This is a genomic window from Allobosea rubneri, assembly GCF_032464875.1.
Taxonomy (GTDB): domain Bacteria; phylum Pseudomonadota; class Alphaproteobacteria; order Rhizobiales; family Beijerinckiaceae; genus Allobosea; species Allobosea rubneri.
In genome coordinates, this window is the sequence record NZ_JAWDID010000070.1 from 1 (window position 1) to 19,114 (window position 19,114).

Sequence of the window (19,114 nt, forward strand, 5' to 3'; positions counted from 1 at the left end):
GGGGAGAGACGAGGGAGGGGGCGGAGGTAGCCGGCCCGCGCTCTACGACATCCTCGCACACCAGCCGTTGCGGCGAAGGGCGCGGGGAACCCTTCTCCCGTATGGGAGAAGGGAGGGTCGAGATCAGTCGCCCCATGTCACAGCGAGGCCGTTGCGGTTCCGGCGCTCGCCGAGGCATCCTCGCCCGATGACCACCGAGCAACGCAGTTTTGCCCGCAGGTTGCGCCGGCGCGCGACGCCGGCCGAGGAGGTCGCCTGGGAGCTGCTGCGCAATCGCCGGCTCGACGGCCTCAGGTTCCGGCGGCAGGTGCCGCTGCTCGGCTACACCGTTGACTTCATCTGCATCGAGCGCCGGCTAATCGTCGAGCTCGACGGCGTCCAGCATGATAACGAGCAGGATTACGATACGGCGCGGACGCAAGAGATCGAGCGGCACGGCTTCACCGTGCTGCGCTTCCCCAACCGGCAGGTGCTGGATGACCGCGATGCGGTGGTCGCGGCGATCAGGGCGGCGTTGCGAAATTAGGCGGCTGAACCGCGGGGAACCCCTCTCCCGGATGGGAGAGGGGCAGGGGTGAGGGCCTGCCGCTGGTCATCTGAGATGTAACGGAGCCGCTGCGTCCTTCTGCGGCGAGGGCAGGCCCTCATCCGGCGCTCCGCGCCACCTTCTCCCATCCGGGAGAAGGGACGGGCGAGGTTTCGGCGCCACCACCGTCATGGTCGCCCTTGTGGCGACCATCCACGTCTCGCGACGCTGATGGCGCGCTGTTCGCTGCGGGTATCGTGGCTGGTCACCATCGAGCAAACACGTGGATGGTCGGGACAGGCCCGACCATGACGCGGTCCTGGCGGCGGCTTAGCCAAGCGCAACTGGTACAAGGCCGGTCGGGACGAGCCCGACCATGACGAGCCCTTGCGTGAAGCCGTTTCGCCGAGTCCCGCTGCCGCAAGGCACTAGGGCGGCCTGACGGGTTGAGCGCGGAATAGCGCCCGGCGCGGTCACGCCAGTTCGTCGTAGAGGTCGTTCCAGTCCGGGTTGCGCGCCATGATGGTTCGGGTCTTCCAGGCGCGGTACCAGCGCTTCATCGAGGTCTCGCGCTGGATCGCGGCCTCGATCTCGTCATGCCATTCGTACCAGACAAGCCGCTTGAGGCCGTGTGCCCTGGTGAAGCCAGCGAGCAGCCCCTCGCGATGCTCGTGGACGCGTCGCGGCAGATCGCTCGTCACACCGAGATAGAGCGTGCCGTTCGGCCGGTTGGTCATGATGTAGACCCAGCCACCCTTGCGCTTCATGTCGGCAGGATGGCGGGCGGCTCGGCCAGCGGCAAGAGCGCCGACGCTTCGCCCGTCATGGTCGCCCTTGTGGCGACCATCCACGTCTTTGCGGCGTTGATGACATGCTCGCCAATGCAGTGCCCGTTCGCTCGGGTGCAAAGACGTGGATGGTCGGGACAAGCCCGACCATGACGGGGAGGTGCCGGCAACGGGGCAGTTTATCCCCGCCCTCTCAACCTCCCGTATGATCTCCCGCATCCCATCCCGGAGGGGCGGCCGACCGGAGGCATGTCGTTTGGCGGGGTGGGTGCGGCGCCTGCGGCCGGGCTTGCAACCCGGTCCCGGGAGGCTTCGGGAACCGACCTGGGGGTACTACGGCCCCTGCGCGAGGAGCTCGCTAGCTGGACCTGCCGCCGATCGTGAACCGCCCGAGTGCCGACGCGACGACCCGATGAGGGGAACTGGCGAAGGCGACGAGCGGGATCGGCAGCAAAGTCCGAATGAAGCGCGGCCCGGAGTTTTCAAATCGCCGCCGGCGGAGCGCCACGGGGCGTGCGGGTGGTGGCTCAACCCATCCGCGCCGCTTCCTGGCTCAATGGAAGCGGATATCAAACGCGCCTCGCGGCGCTCCGCTGCCCCTCACATGCGAAACGCCCGCAGGGTGAGCCTGCGGGCGAGGAAGACGCCTGCGCGCGGGAAGCGCGGGGAACCCCTCTCCTGGAAGGAGAGGGGCAGGGGTGAGGTGTTCGGAGCGGAAACGTTGGCTTGAACCCGACCGCGCGGTGAGCGCTCGCGGAGCTGGTTCGGCCGCCTACACCTCACCCTGCCCTCTCCTTTCAGGAGAGGGTTCTCTGTTGTGGTTCCCGGTGCTTTCCTGAAGAACTCCCGCGCCCTTCGCTTGTGGGGAACAGGGGCACGAAGGGCGCGGGGGACGGACCGCCTTACCAGCGGTCGTAGGCGTCGCGATGGCGGCGGCCATGGGCCGGGGCCCAGGGCGGCGGGCCGCCATGGCGGCGGCCATAGCCATAGCCGTAGCCGTCGCGATAGCGATGGCGGCGCTCGTAGCGGTGCTGGCGCTCCATGTTGCGCTGGATCTCCCACATCCGGTGCTCGCGGTTGTGGCGGACATAGGTCGCCTCAAGCTTGTCGAGGCCGGCCGCGCCGCCAAAGGCCTCGCCGGCAGCGGCCGGCGTGACGGCGGCGCCCAGTGCGATGGCCGCGGCGATGAGAATATGACGCATGGCTTTGTCTCCTTCGTCTGTTGAGGGGATTTGACCAGCGGGGCGCGGAACCCCGCCTGAACGGGCCAGTCGGCTGCCGTTCATCTTGGGACCGGCGCGTTTCCGCCGGCTCGGGACGGAATCAAGGAATCAGGCGGCGGGGCCGCCCTCGATCTCGCTCGCCCAGGCGAGCGCCGCGTCGAAGGCGCCGGGCTTGAAGCTCCTGACCTCGACGAAGGGGACGAGCGGGCTCGCGATCGCGACCAGGGTCTCGATCCAGCCCTTGTCGGTGACCACCGCCTCGCGCGGGAAACGGTGCCATTGCAGGATCTTGCCAAAACCGTAGCGCGCATCCTTGAGGCCGGCGCGGAAGGTCATGTCCTCGAAGTCGGTGAGATCGGCGAGGATGCCGAGCTTCTCATGCCGTTCGAGCTTGGCCTCGATCTCGGCGATCAGCCGGTCGAAATCCGGCTCGGTCAGCGTGCCGGTGATGCGGAAGGCCGCAACATGATCGGGCGCTTGGAGGATGTCGAGCATTGCGGGCTCCTGCCTTGCAAGCTCATGGCCTGCCCCTGAACAACGCAAAGCCGCGGCAGAAGTTCGCGGCGAACCTTCGGCGCGGCGGGGCGTTGGCTCAGCAGGGGGTCACTGCACGCAAAGGAGATGATGATGGCCAATGCCGGCGGGAAGCTCGGCCCGAGCGTCAAGGGCAAGGGAGACGGAACCGGCGCGACGAGCACAAGGCCGGTCTCGCTGCCCGACCACAAGGTGCTCTCCAATCGCGACAAGACGCAGCTCAATCGCGGCCGCGGCCTGGACGGCAAATGGATCGAGAACGAGCAGGTCTACGAGACGCAAGGCAACCAGCGCTCGCAGGGCGAATGAGCCCTATTTCAGCGCGACGATCAGCATCAGGAAGGCGAGCACGATCAGGACCTGCTTCAGGCTCCAGTTGATCCGCCTGAGCTGATCGGACACCGGATCATCCGGTTCATCTTCGGGGTCGGCTTCGGCAGCGGCCGTATCGGGATTAGCCGGTGCAGCTGCGCTGCCGGGGCCGGCCCTGCTCCATTCGATCGACTCGACCCGGCCATGGCCGCTGGCGCTGCGGCCACTGGCGGCCTCGAGCCCGAGATGGAAGGCGAGCGGCCTTCCGGGCAGCGCTTCGGGCTCCGCTTCGCGCAGCCAGAGATCGGTGGCGGCGCTGAGCGACAGGTGCAGGGGTTCGGGCGCGCTCGCGGCAAGGTCGCGGCCGAGTTCGGCGAAGAGCGGCTGCGGCAGGAAGAGATCGGCGCGGTAGCTCTGGTCGAGCCCGGCCTCCTGGGCATCGCCGGAAAGGCCGAGGCGCAGCAGCGGGGCCTGCGCGCCTTCAGTCGGGAAGGGCCGGATCGTCAGGGCGATGTCATGGGCCTCGCCGGGATAGCCGGCGCGGTGCAGGCTCGCCTCGCGCGGCCGGGCGCGGGCCTCGATGCGGTTGGCCTCGTGCCGCACGCCCTCGCGCCAGACATGGCCGCGCACCAGGGCGAGCCCGTCCGCCTCCAGAGCGAGCGGACGGCCGACGGCCTGGATGAAGGCGCCGGTGACCCCGTCGACCGTCATCCGCCCGTCGGCGATGCTGACGCCGCGCACCGCCTGGTTCATGCGAGGTCCGAATCTCGAATAGCCATGGCGGGACGATAGCAGGTTGGGGCCGCCGCGCGCCAGAACGAGGCCCGCCATGCGCCGGCCGCCCCCGCCCCGCAAGAATTTTTTGCTACGGCGCCCCTCGGCAGAACAGCCTTCCAGATTAGAAAGTCTCTTTAAAAGAACGTTTGGATTGACACGAAGAACGACGCCGCCTAGATTGGCCCTGTCGTCGGGCTCAGCCCTGCGGCCGCGGAGATTTGAGCGAGCAGCTTGCGCCGCGTCACCAAACGCTAAAGCGGAGAGCAACATGACCAAGCATTCCCTTCCTCCGATCGGACCGACCCTCCGTTCGATGATGTTCTGTTGTCGGCGCTGAGCCAGCGCTGAGGCCGCCCGCGCGGCGGATTTTCTTCCGAACAGATTCATCCTTCGAGGCGCCGCATAGCGGCGGAGGTCATGTCATGTCGCAGTTCACTTCCCTTGCATCCGATCAGCCCGTCGCCGCCCAGCCGACGCTCGCCCAGCCGACTCTTGCCCAGCCGACTCTTGCCTATGTCATCGAGGTCGGCGAGACCCAGGCCCGGCTGGTGGCGCGCCGCGCCGGCGAGCGCTTCTTCACCTTCATCTCGGCGGCCTCGGCCTTCGACCGGCTCGAGGGCGAGCGCTTCGCGACGCCGGGCGCGGCCGAACGGGCCGCTCGGCTGCTGGCGGCACCGCGCCGCCAGGGCCCGACGCGGCTGGCGGCCTGAGGCGGGTGATGTCCGTGCTCGAAACCCTGCGCCGGCGCCTCGCGCACTGGCTCGGCGAGGCCCTGCCCGCCGTGCCCGGCGCGCCGCGCTGGCACGACCAGCCCGCTTTTTCGGTCGACGCCGAGGCGCAGCGCCGATCGGTCCGGCAGGTGACGATCGAGCAGATCGGCATCACCCACTGGTCCTGCCACACGCTATACTGAGGACATGATGAACGCCCCCCTGAAACCCGACGCGTTCAGCGTCGCGGCCGAGATCGCGCAAGCGGCCGAGCCGATCATCCGCTTCGAGAAGGTCGGCAAGGTCTTTGCCGGCCGGCGCGGGCAAAAGCCCGTCACGGCGCTGGAGGGCATCGACCTCGACGTGCCGCGCGGTGCGATCGTCGGCGTGATCGGCCGCTCCGGCGCCGGCAAGTCGACCCTGATCCGCCTGGTCAACGGGCTGGAGCGCGCCAGCTCCGGCCGCATCCTGATCGAGGACGAGGACGTCACCGGCCTGACCGAGGCCGGCTGGCGGACGCGCCGCCGTGCCACCGGCATGATCTTCCAGCACTTCAACCTGCTGTCCTCGCGCACGGTGTTCGACAATGTCGCGCTGCCGCTCGAGATCGGCGGCACGCCGAAGGCCGAGATCGCCGGACGGGTCGAGAAGCTGCTCGACCTCGTCGGCCTCGCCGACAAGCGCGAGCGCTATCCGGCCGAGCTCTCGGGCGGGCAGAAGCAGCGCGTCGGCATCGCCCGGGCGCTGGCGACCGACCCGAAGGTGCTGCTCTGCGACGAGGCGACCTCGGCGCTCGACCCGGAGACGACGCAGTCGATCCTCGCCCTGCTGAAGCAGGTCAACCGCGAGCTCGGCGTCACCATCCTCCTGATCACCCACGAGATCCCGGTGATCAAGGAGATCTGCGACCGGGTCGCGGTGATCGAGGGCGGGCGCATCGTCGAGGAAGGCGAGACCTTCGAGGTCTTCACCCGGCCGCAGCATCCGACCACGGCGCGCTTCGTCGAGGCGGTCACCGGCGTCGAATTGCCGGCCCATCTCGAAGGGCAGCTGCGCGAAACGCCGCAGGCCGGCGGCAGCACGGTGCTGCGCATCACCTTCTCCGGTGCCAACGCCACCGCGCCGGTGATCAGCCGGCTCAGCGCCACGGTCGGCATCGACATCAACATCCTGGCGGGACGGATCGACGCCATCGCCGGCAAGCCCTTCGGCAGCCTTCTGGTCGCGATCCCGGCCGGTGAGCCCGGTGTCGGCGCCGTGCTCGGCGCGCTGAAGGGCCTCGAACTCAAGGCAGAGGTCATCGGTCATGTCGCCTGAACTCATCCGCCTGATCATCCAGGCCACCGGCGACACGCTGCTGATGGTCGCGATCGCCGCCGGGCTCGGCACCTTGCTCGGCCTGCCGCTCGGCGTCTTCCTGGCGACGAGCAAGCGCGGCGAGCTTTTCGCCGCGCCTGCCGTCAACGCCATCCTCGGCACGCTGGTCAACGCGACGCGCTCGACGCCCTTCATCATCCTCGTCGTCGCGATCATCCCGTTCACCCGGCTGATCGCCGGCACCTCGATCGGCACCACGGCGGCGACGGTGCCGCTGACGGTCGCGGCGACGCCGTTCATCGCCCGCCTGATCGAGGGCGCGATCCGCGAGGTCGACCAGGGGCTGGTCGAGGCTGCCCGCTCGATGGGCGCGACACCGGTGCAGATCGTGCGCAAGGTCCTCGTCCCCGAGGCGCTGCCGGCGATCACGCTCGGCCTGACGCTCGCCCTCGTCAGCCTGATCGGCTTCTCGGCCATGGTCGGCGCCGTCGGCGGGGGTGGCCTCGGCGATCTCGGCATCCGTTATGGCTATCAGCGTTTCATGCCGGAAGTGATGGCAGCCGTCGTCGCGGTGCTGATCGTCCTCGTCCAGGCCGTGCAGAGCCTCGGCGACCGCCTTGCCCGCCATCTCAACAAGCGCCTGCGCCACGCCTGAGCGCCACGCGAACCTTCTTCTTCAGCCGGAGCCTACCATGTCGACCTTGCTTTCCCGGCGCAGCCTGCTGGCTGCCGCCGCCGCCCTCTCCTTGTCCGCTTCGGGCGCCCTCGCCCAGCAGAACCAGGTGATCCGCATCGGCGTCACTCCCGGCCCGCATGCCGAAATCGTCGAGCAGATCAAGCCGATCATCGCCAAGAAGGGCTATGAGCTCAAAATCTTCGAGTTCTCGGACTTCGTCATCCCGAACCAGGCGCTCGATACCGGCGACCTCGAAGCCAATGCCTTCCAGCACCAGCCCTATCTCGACAACCAGGTGAAGGATCGCGGCTTCAAGATCGTCAGCGTCGCGCCGACCGTGAACTTCCCGATGGGGATCTACTCGGCGAAGTACAAAAGCTGGGCCGAGGTGCCGGACGGCGCCACCGTCTCGATCCAGAACGACCCGACCAATGGCGGGCGTGCCCTCTTGCTCCTGCAGGATAAGGGCGTGATCAAGCTGAAGGACGGCACCGGCTTCAAGCCGACCGTGCTCGACATCACCGAGAACCCGAAGAAGCTGAAGATCGTCGAGATCGAGGCCGGGCAGACGGTGCGCTCGCTCGCCGACGTCGCTGCCGCTGCGATCAATACGAGCTATGCTGTCGACGCCAAGCTCGACCCGAACTCGGCGATCCTCCGCGAGGCGCCGAAGGGCCCCTACACCAACCTGATCGCGGTGCGCAGCGTCGACAAGGACAAGCCCTGGGTGCAGGCGCTGGTCGACAGCTACCGCTCGCCCGAGATCAAGGCCTTCGTCGCCGAGCGCTTCAAGGGCTCGATCCTGCCTACCTGGTGAAGCCGTCGCCTCCCGCAATCTCCAAGAACGGAGTCCGTTCCATGACCACCCGCAGGACCATTCTCGCCGCCGCCTTCGCAGTCGCCGTCGCCGGCCCGGCGCTCGCCCAGCAGAACCAGGTGCTCCGCATCGGCGTCTCGCCCGGCCCGCATGCCGAGATCCTCGAGAAGGTGAAGCCGCTCGCCGCCCAGAAGGGACTCGACATCAAGATCATCGAGTTCTCCGACTATGTCGTGCCCAACCAGGCGCTCGACGCCGGCGAGCTGGAGGCCAACTCCTTCCAGCACCAGCCCTATCTCGACAACCAGGTGAAGGACCGGAATTTCAAGCTGACCAGCGTCGGCCTGACCGTGAACTTCCCGCTCGGCATCTACTCGTCGAAGTACAAGAGCTGGGCCGAGATTCCGGACGGGGCCACGGTCGCGATCCAGAACGACCCGACCAATGGCGGCCGCGCCCTGCTGCTGCTGCAGGACAAGGGCGTGATCAAGCTGAAGGACGGCACCGGCTTCAAGCCGACGGTCGCCGACATCACCTCGAACCCGAAGAAGCTGAAGATCATCGAGATCGAGGCCGCCCAGACGCCGCGCTCGCTCGCCGACGTTGCCGCCGCCGCGATCAACACCAACTACGCCGTCGACGCCAAGATCGATCCGACCTCCGCGATCCTGCGCGAGGACGCCAAGGGTCCCTATGTCAACGTCATCGCGGTCCGCACCGCCGACAAGGACAAGCCCTGGGTCAAGACGCTGCTCGAGACCTATCACACGCCCGAGGTGAAGGCCTTCGTCGCCGAGCGCTTCAAGGGCCAGGTCCTGGCCGGCTGGTAAGCTTCCTCCCACCTGGCATGGTCACTGCCGGGCACCTGCCCCGGAAGCGCAAGCTTCCGGGGTTTTTCGTTTGTGGGCCAAACCTGACGCGACGCTCCAGTTCGTCATGCTCGCCCTTGTGGCGAGCATCCACGTCTCGAACCCAGGTCTCGACCAGCAAAGACGTGGATGGTCGGGACAAGCCCGACCATGACGGGCGGCGTGGCGTGCATGTTTCCAGGCGCTGCCGCTCAGCGCCTTGGAATGATGAAGCCTCAAACCGACAGATACTGCGCCCGCACGGCCTCGTTGGCCTTGAGCTCGGCCATGGTTCCGGAAAAGCGGATCAGGCCCTTCTCGATGATGGTGGCGCGGTCGGCGACGGAGCCGGCGAAATGCAGGTTCTGTTCGGAGATCAGCACCGAGAGCCCCTCGCTCTTCAGCGCCAGGATGGTCTTGGCCATCTCCTCGACGATGACCGGGGCGAGCCCTTCCGAGGGCTCGTCGAGCAGGACGAGGCTGGGATTGCCCATCAGGGTGCGGGCGATGGTCAGCATCTGCTGCTCGCCGCCCGACATCGCCCCGCCCGGCCGGTCGCGCATGCGGCCGAGATTGGGGAAGAGCTCGAACAGGCGCTCCGGCGTCCAATAGGGCACGTTCTCGCGGCGCGGCCGGCGCCCAACGGCGAGGTTCTCCATGACGCTGAGCTCGGAGAAGACCCGCCGGTCCTCCGGGACGTAGCCGAGGCCGAGCCGGGCGATCTCGAAGGGCTCGCGCCCGGCGATCGGCTGCCCGTCGAAGACGACGCGGCCCGATTGCGGCGCAACGAGCCCCATCACCGCCTTCATCGTCGTCGACTTGCCGGCGCCGTTGCGGCCCATCAGCGCCAGCACCTCGCCGCGGCCCATCGAGAAGCCGACGCCCTGCAGGATGTGGGCGCGGCCGTAATAGGCGTTCAGGCCTTCGATCTCGAGCATGCTGGCGCTCATCAATGGCCTCCCGAAGTCGCGCCGGAGCCGAGATAGACGGCGCGCACCGCCGGGTCGTTACGGACCTCCTCGGCCTTGCCCTGCGCGATCAGCTGGCCGCGGTCGAGCACCAGCACGGCGTCGGAATGGGCGAAGACGACGTCCATGTCGTGCTCGGTGAAGAGCACGGCGATGCCGCGCTGCCGGGCGATTTCGGCGGTCAGTGCCATCAGGGCGATGCGTTCGCGCGGCGCCATGCCGGCCGTCGGCTCGTCCATCAGGAGGAGTTTTGGCTGGTTGGCGATGGCGACGGCGAGCTCGACGCGCTTCAGATCGCCATAGGCGAGCACGCCGCAGGCGCGCTCGGCCTGGTCGAGCATGCCGACTTGGCTGAGCAGCGCATCGGCCCCGGCGACATGGCGATCCTTGGCACGGCCGAACAGTTTCCAGATCTCGCCTGCATGCGAGATCAGCGCCATCTGGACGTTCTCGCGCACGCTCATCGAGGCGAAGGTGGCGGTGATCTGGAAGGTGCGGCCGACGCCGAGCCGCCAGACCTCGCGCGGCTTCAGCCCGCTGATGCGGCGGCCTGCAAGGATGACCTCGCCGCGATCGGAAGGCAGCTGGCCGTTCAGCATGTTGAAGCAGGTCGTCTTGCCGGCGCCGTTCGGGCCGATCAGAGCGAGCAGCTTGCCGGCCTGGACCTCAAAGCTGACATCGTCGACGGCGCGGACGCCGCCGAAGGATTTTCCGAGATTGCGGACTTCGAGGACCGGGGTCATCGGGCGGGCTCCGGCGTGGCGGCAGGCGCGGCGCCGCCATCCTCGCGGCGGCGCTCGGCAAGCGCGAGCGTGGTTCCGACCAGCCCGCGCGGGAACAGGATGACGAGCAGCACGATCGAGGCGCCGAGCACGAAACGCCAGTACATCGTCGCCTTGGCGAGCTGCTCCTGCAGGCCCATGAAGGCGAAGGCGCCGACGATCGGCCCCGAAACCGTCTGGACGCCGCCGAGCAGCACCATCAGCAGCGCGTCGACCGAACGCGGGATCGCCATATAGGTCGGGAAGACCGAACCCTTGAAGAAGGCGAAGAGCGCGCCGGCGATGCCCGCCGCGAAGGCGGCGATGATGAAGGCAAGCCACTGGATGCGCATCACCGGCAGGCCGATCGCCTCGGCCCTGAGCGGGCTGTCGCGGCCGGCGCGCAGGGCATAGCCGAAGGGCGCGAAGACGAAGACCCGCAGCAGCAGCACGAAGGCGACGCAGATCACCAGGGTCAGATAATAGAAGACCAGCTTCGAGCTCGCCCAGGCCGTAGGCCAGACGCCGAGGATGCCGTTGTCGCCGCCGGTGAGATCGACCCATTGGAAGGCGGTCGCCCAGGCGATCTGGGCGAAGGCGAGCGTCAGCATCGCCAGATAGACACCCGAGAGCCGGACGCAGAACCAGCCGAAGACGAAGCCGGCGATGCCCGCCAGGAAGGGCGCGAAGGCGAGCGCCGGCAACATCGGCAGAGCGAGCCATTTCACGGCGAGAGCCGCACCATAGGCGCCGAGGCCGAAATAGGCGGCGTGGCCGAAGGAGGCCATGCCGCCGGGACCCATCATCAGGTGCAGCGAGGCGGCAAAGAGCGCGAAGATCGAGAGTTCGGTCAGGGTCAGCAGCCAGTGATCGGCGACGATGAACGGCGCGACCATGAGGAGCGCCAGCGCCAGCAGGCCGAGGCCCTTGGCGGCGGAGCTCGCCGGCAGCAGCAAGGGCTCGACCGGACCATGGGCATGGGCGCTGCCGACCGGGCGCTTGCCCATCAGCCCGTAGGGCTTGACCATCAGCACCACCGCCATGACCAGGAAGACGAGGACGAGCGTGATCTTCGGGAAGATCAGGATGCCGAAGGCGTGGATGACGCCGATCAGCACGGCGGCGAGATAGGCGCCGGTGACGCTGCCGAGCCCGCCGACGACGACCACGACGAAGGCCTCGGCGATCATCGAGAGGTCCATGTGCAGGTTGACCGCCTCGCGCGGGAGCTGCAGCGCGCCGCCCAGGCCGGCGAGCCCGGCGCCGAAGGCGAAGACCGAGGTGAAGAGCAGGCGCTGGTTGACGCCGAGCGCGCCGACCATCTCGCGGTCCTGCGTCGCGGCGCGCACCAAGGTGCCCCAGCGCGTCTTCTGGAACAGGAACCAGAGCAGGCCGAGCATGATCGGCCCGACCACGATCAGGAAGAGCTCATAGGTCGGGAAACGGCTGCCCATCAGCACGACGAAGCTCTTGAAGCCGGGTGCACGCGGGCCGAGCTTGTCCTCGGCACCCCAGATCGCCAGCGCGATATCCTGCACCATCAGCACGAGGCCGAAGGTGGCGAGCAGCTGGAAGAGCTCCGGCGCCTGATAGATCCGGCGCAGGATGGTGATCTCGACCAGGGCGCCGATCACCGCGATGATCAGCGCGGCGAGCACCACCCCGCCCCAGAAGCCGAGCGCTTCGGAGCCGCCGAAATAGGAAACCAGCGTGAAGGCGAGATAGGCGCCCAGCATGTAGAAGGAGCCGTGCGCGAAGTTCACGATCCGCGTGACGCCGAAGATGATCGAGAGCCCGCAGGCGACGAGGAACAGCGACGAGGCCGAGGCCAGGCCGTTCAGCGTCTGCGCGAAAATCAGGTCGATCATACCGACATCCATCGAACCGGGCGAAAAGGACGCACTCTTCCAGCGGCCGCAACGCAAGGTCGCGGCCGGGATCTAGTCAATATCAGATTGAAGCGGGTTTCAGCCCGCCGGGCGCAGCGCCTTCACCTCGGCATCCGAAGGCAGGTACTTGGCACCGTCGGCATAGCGCCAGTCGACCATCACGCCCTTGCCGTTCTTGACCGCGGTCTTGCCGACATAGGCGCCGAGCGTCGCCTGATGGTCGGAGGCCCGGAACTCGACCGGGCCGAAGGCCGAGGTGAACTTCAGACCCTTCAGCGCGTCGACGAGCTTCTCGTTCTCGGTCGTGCCGGCCTTGGCGATACCCGCCGCGATGGCGTTCATCGTGTCGAAGCCGACCACCGAGCCGAGGCGCGGATAGTCGTTGTATTTGGCGCGGTAGGCCTCGCGGAACTTGACGTGGTCCGGCGTCTGGATGTCGGCCTGCGGATAGCCGGTGACGATCCAGCCGACGGGAGCCTCAGCGCCGAGCGGATCGAGATATTCCGGCTCGCCGGTCAGCATCGACGCGACGGCGCGGCCCTCGAACAGCCCGCGGGTATTGCCCTGGCGAACGAAATTGGCGAGGTCGGCGGCGAAGGTGACGTTGAAGATCGCGTCGGGCTTGGCCGCCTCGATCGCCTGCACGGTCGCGCCGGCATCGATGCGGCCGAGCGCCGGGAACTGCTCGGCGACGAACTCGACATCCGGCCGCGCCTTCTTCAGCAGCTCCTTGAACCATTTGGCGGCCGACTGGCCGTATTCGTAGTTCGGCGCCACGATCGCCCATTTCTTGGCCGGGAGCTTGGCGGCCTCCTCGACCAGCATTGCCGCCTGCATGTAGGTCGAGGGACGCAGGCGGAAGGTGTAGCGGTTGCCCTTGGCCCAGACGATCGCGTCCGAGAGCGGCTCGGAGGCGACGTAGAGCCGCTTGTTCTGGAGCGCGTAGTCGGCGATGGCGAGGCCGACATTGGAGAGGAAGCCGCCCGAGAGCAGGTCGACCTTCTCGGCGTTGATCAGCTCGCCGGCGAGACGGACGGAATCCTCGGGCTTGCCGGCATCGTCGCGGAACAGCGTCTCGATCTTGCGACCGAGCACGCCGCCGGCGGCGTTGATCTGCTCCTGCGCCAGTTCCCAGCCCTGGCGATAGGGCTTCAGGAAGGCCGGTTGGGAGGTGTAGCTGTTGATCTCGCCGATCTTGATCGGCGCGCCCTGGGCGCGCAGCAGCGAGGGCGTTGCCAGCGCGGCCGCACCGATCGCGGCTCCGCTGACGAATTGGCGACGGTCAATCTTCATGGCTGTCCCCCAACTGGCTCGGTCAGTCTTCTTGCTTGCGGCCCCTCGCCGCGGATCCCCACCCTAAGCCGGGCGCATCGATGGCGCCAAGCCGGCGGGAAAATTCGTTTGTATACCTACGAATTCTCAGCGCTGCCGTTTTGTTTGTCAATCGTTCTAAATTGGGCGCGGCTGCCAAATTCGCAGGCAAAGCGGGGGGCTCACCGGCGGGGGACAGCCGCCGGTCCGTTTGTGTTCCTGTTTTCGCTTCTGTGGACTCAGGCCGGCTGCTTCGCCGCGGCGCGCGCCAGCAGGGTCGAATCAATCGCCTCGACCACACCGACGAGCTCGGCGATGCTGTCGACGACATAGTCGGCGCCGGCGGCCCGCAGGCGCGCCGCCGCCTTGCCGCGCAGGGCCTGCTGCTCGAGCAGCGGCAGCTCATTCCACTCCTCGAGCGAGAGGCCGACGCAATTGCCGGATACCGCGAGGCCGACGGTCCAGCACCCGGCGGCGACGCCCTCGGCGATGCCGGGCTCGGTATCGTCGACCTTCACGACCGACGATGGCGGATAGACGCCGAGATCGGCGAAGCAGCGATACATCATCAGCGGGCTCGGCCGCCCCTCCGCCAGGTCGCCGGCGCAGACGAGATTGTCGGGCTGATAGCCCTGCGCCGCCGCAGCCGGCAGAAGGCGCTCCATGATCTCGCGGGTATAGCCCGTGGTCGAGCCTATTTTGAGCCCGCGCCGGCGCAGATGCACGATGGTCTCGGCGGCTCCCGGGATCAGGTCCGCGTAATCGGTGACGACGGCGGCGTTCAGCGGCACGAATTCGGCATAGACGGCGTCGATCGCCCGCTCGTCCGGCGGCGAGCCCTGTGCCAGGCGCCAGGCCTCGGCGATCTCAGGTTCGGCCAGCAGCGCGGCGATATGGGCGCGCTTCGGCAGGCCCATCGGGCCGCGCGCCTGGGCGATGCTGATGGCGACGCCGAAGCGGGCGAAAACCTCGACGAAGGCGCCCATCGGCGCACGCGAGCCGAAATCGACGACCGTGCCGGCCCAATCCAGCACCACCGCCTTGACGGCCTTGAACGGAAGCATGGCGACGGCACTCATCCGAACATCTCCGCAATGGTCTCTTCGCCGATCGCGAAGGACGTGGAAGCCCCGGTGCCCGAGGTGACGATCACCTGGCGGATGCGCTCGGCGATCGTCTCGCGCAGCATCGGACGATCCGGCAGGCTGGCATAGGTGCCGAGCCAGCGCGCCTCTATCGGCGGGCGGGCGCCAAAGACGGCCTCGTATTCGTCGAGGATCAGCGCGTCGACGGCATCCTGACCGAACGGGTCCGGCGTCGCTGCATAATGATGGGAATCGCCGACGACACGGCTGCCATCGGCCGAGGCGACGGCGATCAGATGGATGCCGTTGGCGAGCTGGGCCGGCTGCTCGCGCTCGAGCCTGGCGCGCAAAGCGGCGGCCTCCGGCAATTCGGCGTAGCCGAGATAGCGCACCAGCGAGAGGTCCGACATCACAGCGCAGGGCAGATCTGGCCCGGACGCCGCCGTGCGGACCCGCAGCATCTGCAGCTTGCAGCGGGTGAGCGCGGGATAGGCGCGCTTCAGCTCGTCGGCGTAGAGCCCGGTGAAGTCGTCACCCGGGCAGACGATCGCGGCGTCCGCCCGCAAAGCGCCAGCCGAAGTCACGATCGTCGGCAGGGCGATGCCGCGCACCGTCGCCTGCCGCAGGAAGGAGACGTTCCAGTCGCGCTCGAGATGCGCGGCGAGCAGCGGGATCGCCTCGCGCGATTCGACACGCAGGTCGTTTGGACTCCAAAGTGCCGCTTCCTGACCGGGCGCAAGGAACGGGAAGCGCTTTGTCAGGGCCTCGCCGCGCAGGAGTTCGCAGCCTTCGCCCATTTCGGTGGCGAGAAAGGCCTCGAGCACCGCCGTCGCCTCGGGCCGGCGCGAGGCGACACAGAGCCCGGCATGAACCAGAGAAATCCCCGCCTTCGGCGCGACCTCCGCCCAGACCTCGCGCGAACGCCGTGCCCGCTGCCAGGTGGCGCCGGCTTGCTGACCGGTGACCGTGACGAAACCGAAATTGCGGACCGAAGCGCCATTGGCCTGCGCATCGCGGTCGACCACCACCACCTTCAGCCCGCGCCGCGCGGCCGCCAGCGCGTGCGCGAGACCGACGATGCCGGCGCCGACGATGGCGAGATCGAAACTGCGCTCCACTGGCTCTCCTCCGCTGGCGCACCCGCGCGCCAAGGCAAGCTGGCCCAGCTAGAGTAGCTTTAATGCAGATCGATGACAGTGATGCGGTTGCGAGCGGCCTGCGCCGCGGAGGGAGCCTGGCCCTGCCAGCGCTCCTGACCGCCGCCGATCGGCGACGGAAATGCCCGGAATCATCAGTTCTTGACGAGTTCGATATGGCGGGGAAGCGGACGCCGCTTGTCCGCTACCCTCGTTAGGCGATGGTCTTCAGGCAGTCTTCAGATTGACAGCCGCCGACTTGCCGGTCTTGCGATCGGCTTCGAGGTCGAAGGAAATCTTCTGACCTTCGTTCAGGCCGCGCAGGCCCGAGCGCTCGACTGCGCTGATATGCACGAAGACGTCGCTGCCGCCGGCGTCCGGCGTGATGAAGCCATAGCCCTTGGTCTCATTGAACCACTTCACGGTGCCCGTTGCCACGTGCTCTCCCTTCACTTTCGGCGGGCGGCGAGTGCCGCCCGGCGCGCACTCTAGGGCGATCCTTGCGCATGTGGCAATCCGGCTCAGCAACGAGCCCGATCATCCCTTTCGGGGAGAGGGTTCATGAGCGGCCGCCATCGACCGACAGGACCTGCCCCGTGATCCAGCCGGCCTGCTCCGATAGGAAGAACAGGCTGGCATGGGCGATATCGGCTGGCGTGCCGAGGTGGCGGGTATGGATGCCCTCGATCAGCCGCTTCTGGCCCTCGGGCCCGTAGGACTGCCATTGCCGCTCGGTCGCGGGATTCGATCGGACGAAGCCGGGCGCGACGGAGTTGACGGTGACGCCATGCGGCCCGAGCTCCCAGGCGAGCTGCCGGGTGAGCCCGACCAGCGCGTGCTTGGCGCTGGCATAGGCCTGGATGCCAGTCAGGCTAGGACGAAGGCCGGCGCCGGAGGAGATGTTGACGATACGGCCGTAAGCAGCCTGCTTCATCGCCGGTGCAACGGCCTGCGACAGGAAGAAGGCGGCGTCGACATTGGCGGCGAAGATGGCGCGCCAGTCGGACTCGGAGATCTCCTCGATCGGCCGGCCGATCTGGCCGCGCACGCCGCCGGCCGCGTTGACCAGGAGGTCGAGCCGGCCCTCGGTCGCGAGGATCGCGTCGACCAGCTCCTTGGGCGCCTCCGGACTGCCGAGATCGGCGACATGCGCCTTCGCGCCGAGTGCTTCCGCGCTGGCGGCGACGCCCACGGCGTCGAGATCGGCGAGATGAACTTTCGCGCCGGCTTCCGCCAGCGCCTGGGCGATGGCGCGGCCAATGCCCTGCGCGGCGCCGGTGACCAGGGCTACACGGTCGTCGAAGCGGATCTGCATTGCTCGATCAGCACCTTCAGGGTTTCGAACGCCATCGGCCGGCGGCCTCCCTCGATGTCCTCGATGAGAGCGACAAGTGTCTCCAGCGCCGGCGTCGCGACGCCGACCTCGCGGCCGAGCGCCGAGATGATGCCGATCTGCGGCCGGGCTTCGGTCTTGCGCTTGCGCACCGCGAGATCGCGCCAGATGCCGGAATGGGTCTTTGCGGTCTTCGAGGTGTAGTCGGCGAGCCAGGCAATGGTCTTCACCTGCGGCCCCTCGGGCGCGCCGGGTGCGAAGACCTTCGGGTCGAACGCGCCGAAGCCGAGCGAGGTGACGCCACGTGCCACCGCGACCGCGCCGACCTCGCGTCCGAGCGCCAGCCAGACCGGCAGCCGCTCCGGATCGGCGAAGTTCGCCGACATCGAATCATTGGTGAGGGCGGTGCCGAACAGCATCGCGCCATAGGCGAGCTTGCCCCAGAGATAGCCGTAGATGTTGTCGGTCAGGATGGAATCGGCATCGAACAGGCTGAGCAGCCGGTGCATTTCACGGGCCCGCTCGGTCATCGCCCCATCGAGCTCGCCGACGACCACGGCGCCGCGATTGCCGTAGAGGATCTCGCCCGGCCCATGCCAGTCGGCCCCGAAATTGACGAAGCAGCCCATGGTCCGGGCCTCGCCGACCGCCTTGGCGATGGTGATCTCGTTGAGCCCGTTCTGGGCCGAGAGCACGAAGCCGTCCTCGGCGAGATGCGGTGTCAGGGCGGCGAGGGCCGCTTCTGTCGCTCCCGCCTTCACCGCCAGGACGATGCGCGAATAGCTTCCGGTCAGCTCCTGCGGCGTCACCGCCGGCACGACCTGCCGGAACTCCTCGACCGGGCCGGTGATCGCGAGCCCCGAGGTCCGGCAGGCCTCGACATGCTCGGGCACGATATCGACCAAGAGCACGGGCACGCCGGCCCGCGCCCAATAGGCGCCGAGCGTGCCGCCGATCGCGCCTGCGCCCCAGATCAGGATCGGTTCGGTCGTCATGAGCCCGCCTTCTCCCGCCCGAAGCCCTCATCCTGAGGCGCGATCGCAGATCGCGTCTCAAAGGAGGCTCCAGAAAACTCCCTGACCAGCTGGGGCATCCTTCGAGACGGCCGCTTAGGCGGCCTTCTCAGGATGAGGGCCGAGGGGAGATGATCGCCGCTCACGCCTGCCCCACCATGTCGACATCGGCATGGGTCGCGACATGGACGAGTCCGTCCGGGGTGACCCAGCCGCGATACATGCCTTCGGAGTTATAGGGCGCGACGATCGTGCCGTCGGCGCCGATGGCGACGAGGCCGGCGCCGATCCTGTGGGCGCTGAGCTCGGCGATGGCGCGGTCCGCCGCGTCCTGCAGCGAGAGTCCGGCATAGCCGATCAGCGACGCGATCTCGTGGCCGACGCAATAGCGGATGAAGTACTCGCCCTTGCCGGTGCCGGAAACGGCGCAGCGTCCGTCGCGCGCATAGGTGCCGGCGCCGATGATCGGCGAGTCGCCGACGCGCCCGGGCGGCTTGTTGGTGTAGCCGCCGGTCGAGGTGGCGGCGGCGAGGTGGCCGGCGCGGTCGCGCGCGACGGCGCCGACCGTGCCGTGCTTTTCGGCCTCGCTCGCACCGGCCATGGTGCCGACGAGCTCGCGGATCTTCATCGAGGCGAGGTTCTTGCGCCGGCGCTCGGTCGAGAAATAGTCGTTGGCGACCATGTCCAGCCCTTCGGCCTGGGCGAATGCGTCGCCGGCCGGCCCGGTCAGCAGCAGCGGGTCGCCCCGTTGCATCAACGCCCTGGCGGCGGTGATGGGATTGCGGATCCGCTTGACGGCGCAGAGCGCGCCGGCCGCCAGCGTCGCCCCATCCATGATCGAGGCGTCGAGTTCATGCTCGCCATCGGCATTGAGGGCGGCGCCGTGGCCGGCATTGAAATGCGCGGAATCCTCCATCACCACGACGGCGGCCTCGACCGCGTCGACGGCGCTGCCGCCCTTGCTCAGGACGGCCCAGCCGGCACGCAGCGACTTGGCGAGATGGGCCTTGGCCTCGGCCCATTCGGCGTCGGTCATTTCGGATTTGGGCAAGGTGCCGCAGCCGCCATGGATGGCGAGAGCGATGGTCAT

22 protein-coding genes are annotated in these 19,114 nt (G+C 68.1%); 8 read left to right on the top strand and 14 right to left on the bottom strand.

The genetic code is table 11. The annotated features are described in order from the left end of the window. Positions 1-187: 187 nt before the first annotated feature. Positions 188-526, top strand: coding sequence for an endonuclease domain-containing protein (locus RKE40_RS26495; protein WP_316021166.1), 339 nt, complete (start codon positions 188-190; stop codon positions 524-526). A 473-nt stretch (positions 527-999) separates the two neighbouring features. Here RKE40_RS26495 and RKE40_RS26500 read toward each other — a convergent pair whose 3' ends face one another. The 3 genes from RKE40_RS26500 to RKE40_RS26510 all read right to left on the bottom strand — a co-directional run bounded on the left by RKE40_RS26500 (position 1,000) and on the right by RKE40_RS26510 (position 3,032). Then, positions 1,000-1,377, bottom strand: coding sequence for a GIY-YIG nuclease family protein (locus RKE40_RS26500; RefSeq protein ID WP_390893541.1), 378 nt, complete (start codon positions 1,375-1,377; stop codon positions 1,000-1,002). A gap of 839 nt (positions 1,378-2,216) precedes the next feature. Further along, the gene (locus tag RKE40_RS26505) at positions 2,217-2,516 is read right to left on the bottom strand and encodes a hypothetical protein (RefSeq protein WP_316021167.1); all 300 of its coding nucleotides are present in this window, start codon (positions 2,514-2,516) and stop codon (positions 2,217-2,219) included. Between the two features lie 129 nt (positions 2,517-2,645). Further along, positions 2,646-3,032 carry a SpoIIAA family protein gene (locus RKE40_RS26510; RefSeq protein WP_316021168.1) on the bottom strand — a complete coding sequence of 129 codons (387 nt, stop codon included), beginning with the start codon at positions 3,030-3,032 and terminating at the stop codon, positions 2,646-2,648. 132 nt (positions 3,033-3,164) lie between these two features. On the opposite strand from RKE40_RS26510, the gene RKE40_RS26515 reads away from it, so the two are divergent. Continuing rightward, a complete protein-coding gene (locus RKE40_RS26515) occupies positions 3,165-3,380 on the top strand; it encodes a hypothetical protein (protein ID WP_316021169.1) in 216 nt (71 codons plus the stop codon). Positions 3,381-3,383: 3 nt separating this feature from the next. Here RKE40_RS26515 and RKE40_RS26520 read toward each other — a convergent pair whose 3' ends face one another. Next, positions 3,384-4,214, bottom strand: coding sequence for a hypothetical protein (locus RKE40_RS26520; RefSeq protein WP_316021170.1), 831 nt, complete (start codon positions 4,212-4,214; stop codon positions 3,384-3,386). 368 nt (positions 4,215-4,582) lie between these two features. On the opposite strand from RKE40_RS26520, the gene RKE40_RS26525 reads away from it, so the two are divergent. The 6 genes from RKE40_RS26525 to RKE40_RS26550 are packed head-to-tail and all read left to right on the top strand — an operon-like array spanning position 4,583 to position 8,510. After that, complete coding sequence (locus RKE40_RS26525; RefSeq protein ID WP_316021171.1) at positions 4,583-4,870, top strand: hypothetical protein; 288 nt, start codon at positions 4,583-4,585, stop codon at positions 4,868-4,870. An 8-nt stretch (positions 4,871-4,878) separates the two neighbouring features. Continuing rightward, on the top strand, positions 4,879-5,073 hold the full coding sequence (locus RKE40_RS26530) for a hypothetical protein (protein WP_316021172.1): 195 nt from the start codon (positions 4,879-4,881) through the stop codon (positions 5,071-5,073). A 7-nt stretch (positions 5,074-5,080) separates the two neighbouring features. Continuing rightward, positions 5,081-6,187 (top strand): methionine ABC transporter ATP-binding protein, encoded by a 1,107-nt coding sequence (locus tag RKE40_RS26535; protein ID WP_316021173.1) that lies wholly within the window; start codon positions 5,081-5,083, stop codon positions 6,185-6,187. After that, positions 6,177-6,842 (top strand): methionine ABC transporter permease, encoded by a 666-nt coding sequence (locus RKE40_RS26540; protein WP_066472944.1) that lies wholly within the window; start codon positions 6,177-6,179, stop codon positions 6,840-6,842. The genes RKE40_RS26535 and RKE40_RS26540 overlap by 11 nt, the downstream gene beginning before the upstream one ends. 37 nt (positions 6,843-6,879) lie before the next feature. Then, a complete protein-coding gene (locus RKE40_RS26545; protein WP_316021174.1) occupies positions 6,880-7,680 on the top strand; it encodes a MetQ/NlpA family ABC transporter substrate-binding protein in 801 nt (266 codons plus the stop codon). A gap of 41 nt (positions 7,681-7,721) precedes the next feature. After that, a complete protein-coding gene (locus tag RKE40_RS26550) occupies positions 7,722-8,510 on the top strand; it encodes a MetQ/NlpA family ABC transporter substrate-binding protein (protein WP_291646149.1) in 789 nt (262 codons plus the stop codon). 254 nt (positions 8,511-8,764) lie between these two features. Here the strand turns inward: RKE40_RS26550 and RKE40_RS26555 are convergent, their stop codons facing one another. The 10 genes from RKE40_RS26555 to RKE40_RS26600 all read right to left on the bottom strand — a co-directional run bounded on the left by RKE40_RS26555 (position 8,765) and on the right by RKE40_RS26600 (position 19,114). Next, the gene (locus tag RKE40_RS26555) at positions 8,765-9,478 is read right to left on the bottom strand and encodes an ABC transporter ATP-binding protein (protein ID WP_316021175.1); all 714 of its coding nucleotides are present in this window, start codon (positions 9,476-9,478) and stop codon (positions 8,765-8,767) included. Continuing rightward, complete coding sequence (locus RKE40_RS26560; protein ID WP_316021176.1) at positions 9,478-10,239, bottom strand: ABC transporter ATP-binding protein; 762 nt, start codon at positions 10,237-10,239, stop codon at positions 9,478-9,480. Before RKE40_RS26560 ends, RKE40_RS26555 begins: the two co-directional genes overlap by 1 nt. After that, positions 10,236-12,122, bottom strand: coding sequence for an ABC transporter permease (locus RKE40_RS26565; RefSeq protein WP_390893545.1), 1,887 nt, complete (start codon positions 12,120-12,122; stop codon positions 10,236-10,238). Before RKE40_RS26565 ends, RKE40_RS26560 begins: the two co-directional genes overlap by 4 nt. A 102-nt stretch (positions 12,123-12,224) precedes the next feature. After that, positions 12,225-13,439, bottom strand: a complete 1,215-nt coding sequence (locus RKE40_RS26570) for an ABC transporter substrate-binding protein (RefSeq protein WP_316021178.1) — start codon at positions 13,437-13,439, stop codon at positions 12,225-12,227. A gap of 257 nt (positions 13,440-13,696) precedes the next feature. After that, entirely contained in the window at positions 13,697-14,536 is an 840-nt protein-coding gene (phnX, locus tag RKE40_RS26575) for a phosphonoacetaldehyde hydrolase (protein WP_316021179.1), read from the bottom strand. Further along, entirely contained in the window at positions 14,533-15,660 is a 1,128-nt protein-coding gene (locus RKE40_RS26580; RefSeq protein ID WP_316021180.1) for a TIGR03364 family FAD-dependent oxidoreductase, read from the bottom strand. Before RKE40_RS26580 ends, phnX begins: the two co-directional genes overlap by 4 nt. 246 nt (positions 15,661-15,906) lie before the next feature. Further along, entirely contained in the window at positions 15,907-16,116 is a 210-nt protein-coding gene (locus RKE40_RS26585; protein WP_316021181.1) for a cold-shock protein, read from the bottom strand. A gap of 121 nt (positions 16,117-16,237) precedes the next feature. Continuing rightward, positions 16,238-16,993: an SDR family NAD(P)-dependent oxidoreductase gene (locus RKE40_RS26590; protein ID WP_316021182.1), complete on the bottom strand. Its 756-nt coding sequence runs from the start codon at positions 16,991-16,993 to the stop codon at positions 16,238-16,240. Then, positions 16,966-18,006, bottom strand: coding sequence for a ketopantoate reductase family protein (locus RKE40_RS26595; RefSeq protein WP_316021183.1), 1,041 nt, complete (start codon positions 18,004-18,006; stop codon positions 16,966-16,968). Before RKE40_RS26595 ends, RKE40_RS26590 begins: the two co-directional genes overlap by 28 nt. Before the next feature lie 160 nt (positions 18,007-18,166). After that, the gene (locus RKE40_RS26600) at positions 18,167-19,114 is read right to left on the bottom strand and encodes an isoaspartyl peptidase/L-asparaginase family protein (protein ID WP_316021184.1); all 948 of its coding nucleotides are present in this window, start codon (positions 19,112-19,114) and stop codon (positions 18,167-18,169) included.

Coding starts and splice junctions, on each gene's coding strand:
- RKE40_RS26495 (WP_316021166.1), top strand. CDS start 188: ATGACCACCGAGCAACGCAGTTTTGCCCGCAGGTTGCGCCGGCGCGCG.
- RKE40_RS26505 (WP_316021167.1), bottom strand. CDS start 2,516: ATGCGTCATATTCTCATCGCCGCGGCCATCGCACTGGGCGCCGCCGTC.
- RKE40_RS26510 (WP_316021168.1), bottom strand. CDS start 3,032: ATGCTCGACATCCTCCAAGCGCCCGATCATGTTGCGGCCTTCCGCATC.
- RKE40_RS26515 (WP_316021169.1), top strand. CDS start 3,165: ATGGCCAATGCCGGCGGGAAGCTCGGCCCGAGCGTCAAGGGCAAGGGA.
- RKE40_RS26520 (WP_316021170.1), bottom strand. CDS start 4,214: ATGGCGGGCCTCGTTCTGGCGCGCGGCGGCCCCAACCTGCTATCGTCC.
- RKE40_RS26525 (WP_316021171.1), top strand. CDS start 4,583: ATGTCGCAGTTCACTTCCCTTGCATCCGATCAGCCCGTCGCCGCCCAG.
- RKE40_RS26530 (WP_316021172.1), top strand. CDS start 4,879: ATGTCCGTGCTCGAAACCCTGCGCCGGCGCCTCGCGCACTGGCTCGGC.
- RKE40_RS26535 (WP_316021173.1), top strand. CDS start 5,081: ATGAACGCCCCCCTGAAACCCGACGCGTTCAGCGTCGCGGCCGAGATC.
- RKE40_RS26540 (WP_066472944.1), top strand. CDS start 6,177: ATGTCGCCTGAACTCATCCGCCTGATCATCCAGGCCACCGGCGACACG.
- RKE40_RS26545 (WP_316021174.1), top strand. CDS start 6,880: ATGTCGACCTTGCTTTCCCGGCGCAGCCTGCTGGCTGCCGCCGCCGCC.
- RKE40_RS26550 (WP_291646149.1), top strand. CDS start 7,722: ATGACCACCCGCAGGACCATTCTCGCCGCCGCCTTCGCAGTCGCCGTC.
- RKE40_RS26555 (WP_316021175.1), bottom strand. CDS start 9,478: ATGAGCGCCAGCATGCTCGAGATCGAAGGCCTGAACGCCTATTACGGC.
- RKE40_RS26560 (WP_316021176.1), bottom strand. CDS start 10,239: ATGACCCCGGTCCTCGAAGTCCGCAATCTCGGAAAATCCTTCGGCGGC.
- RKE40_RS26570 (WP_316021178.1), bottom strand. CDS start 13,439: ATGAAGATTGACCGTCGCCAATTCGTCAGCGGAGCCGCGATCGGTGCG.
- phnX (WP_316021179.1), bottom strand. CDS start 14,536: ATGAGTGCCGTCGCCATGCTTCCGTTCAAGGCCGTCAAGGCGGTGGTG.
- RKE40_RS26590 (WP_316021182.1), bottom strand. CDS start 16,993: ATGCAGATCCGCTTCGACGACCGTGTAGCCCTGGTCACCGGCGCCGCG.
- RKE40_RS26595 (WP_316021183.1), bottom strand. CDS start 18,006: ATGACGACCGAACCGATCCTGATCTGGGGCGCAGGCGCGATCGGCGGC.
- RKE40_RS26600 (WP_316021184.1), bottom strand. CDS start 19,114: ATGACCATCGCTCTCGCCATCCATGGCGGCTGCGGCACCTTGCCCAAA.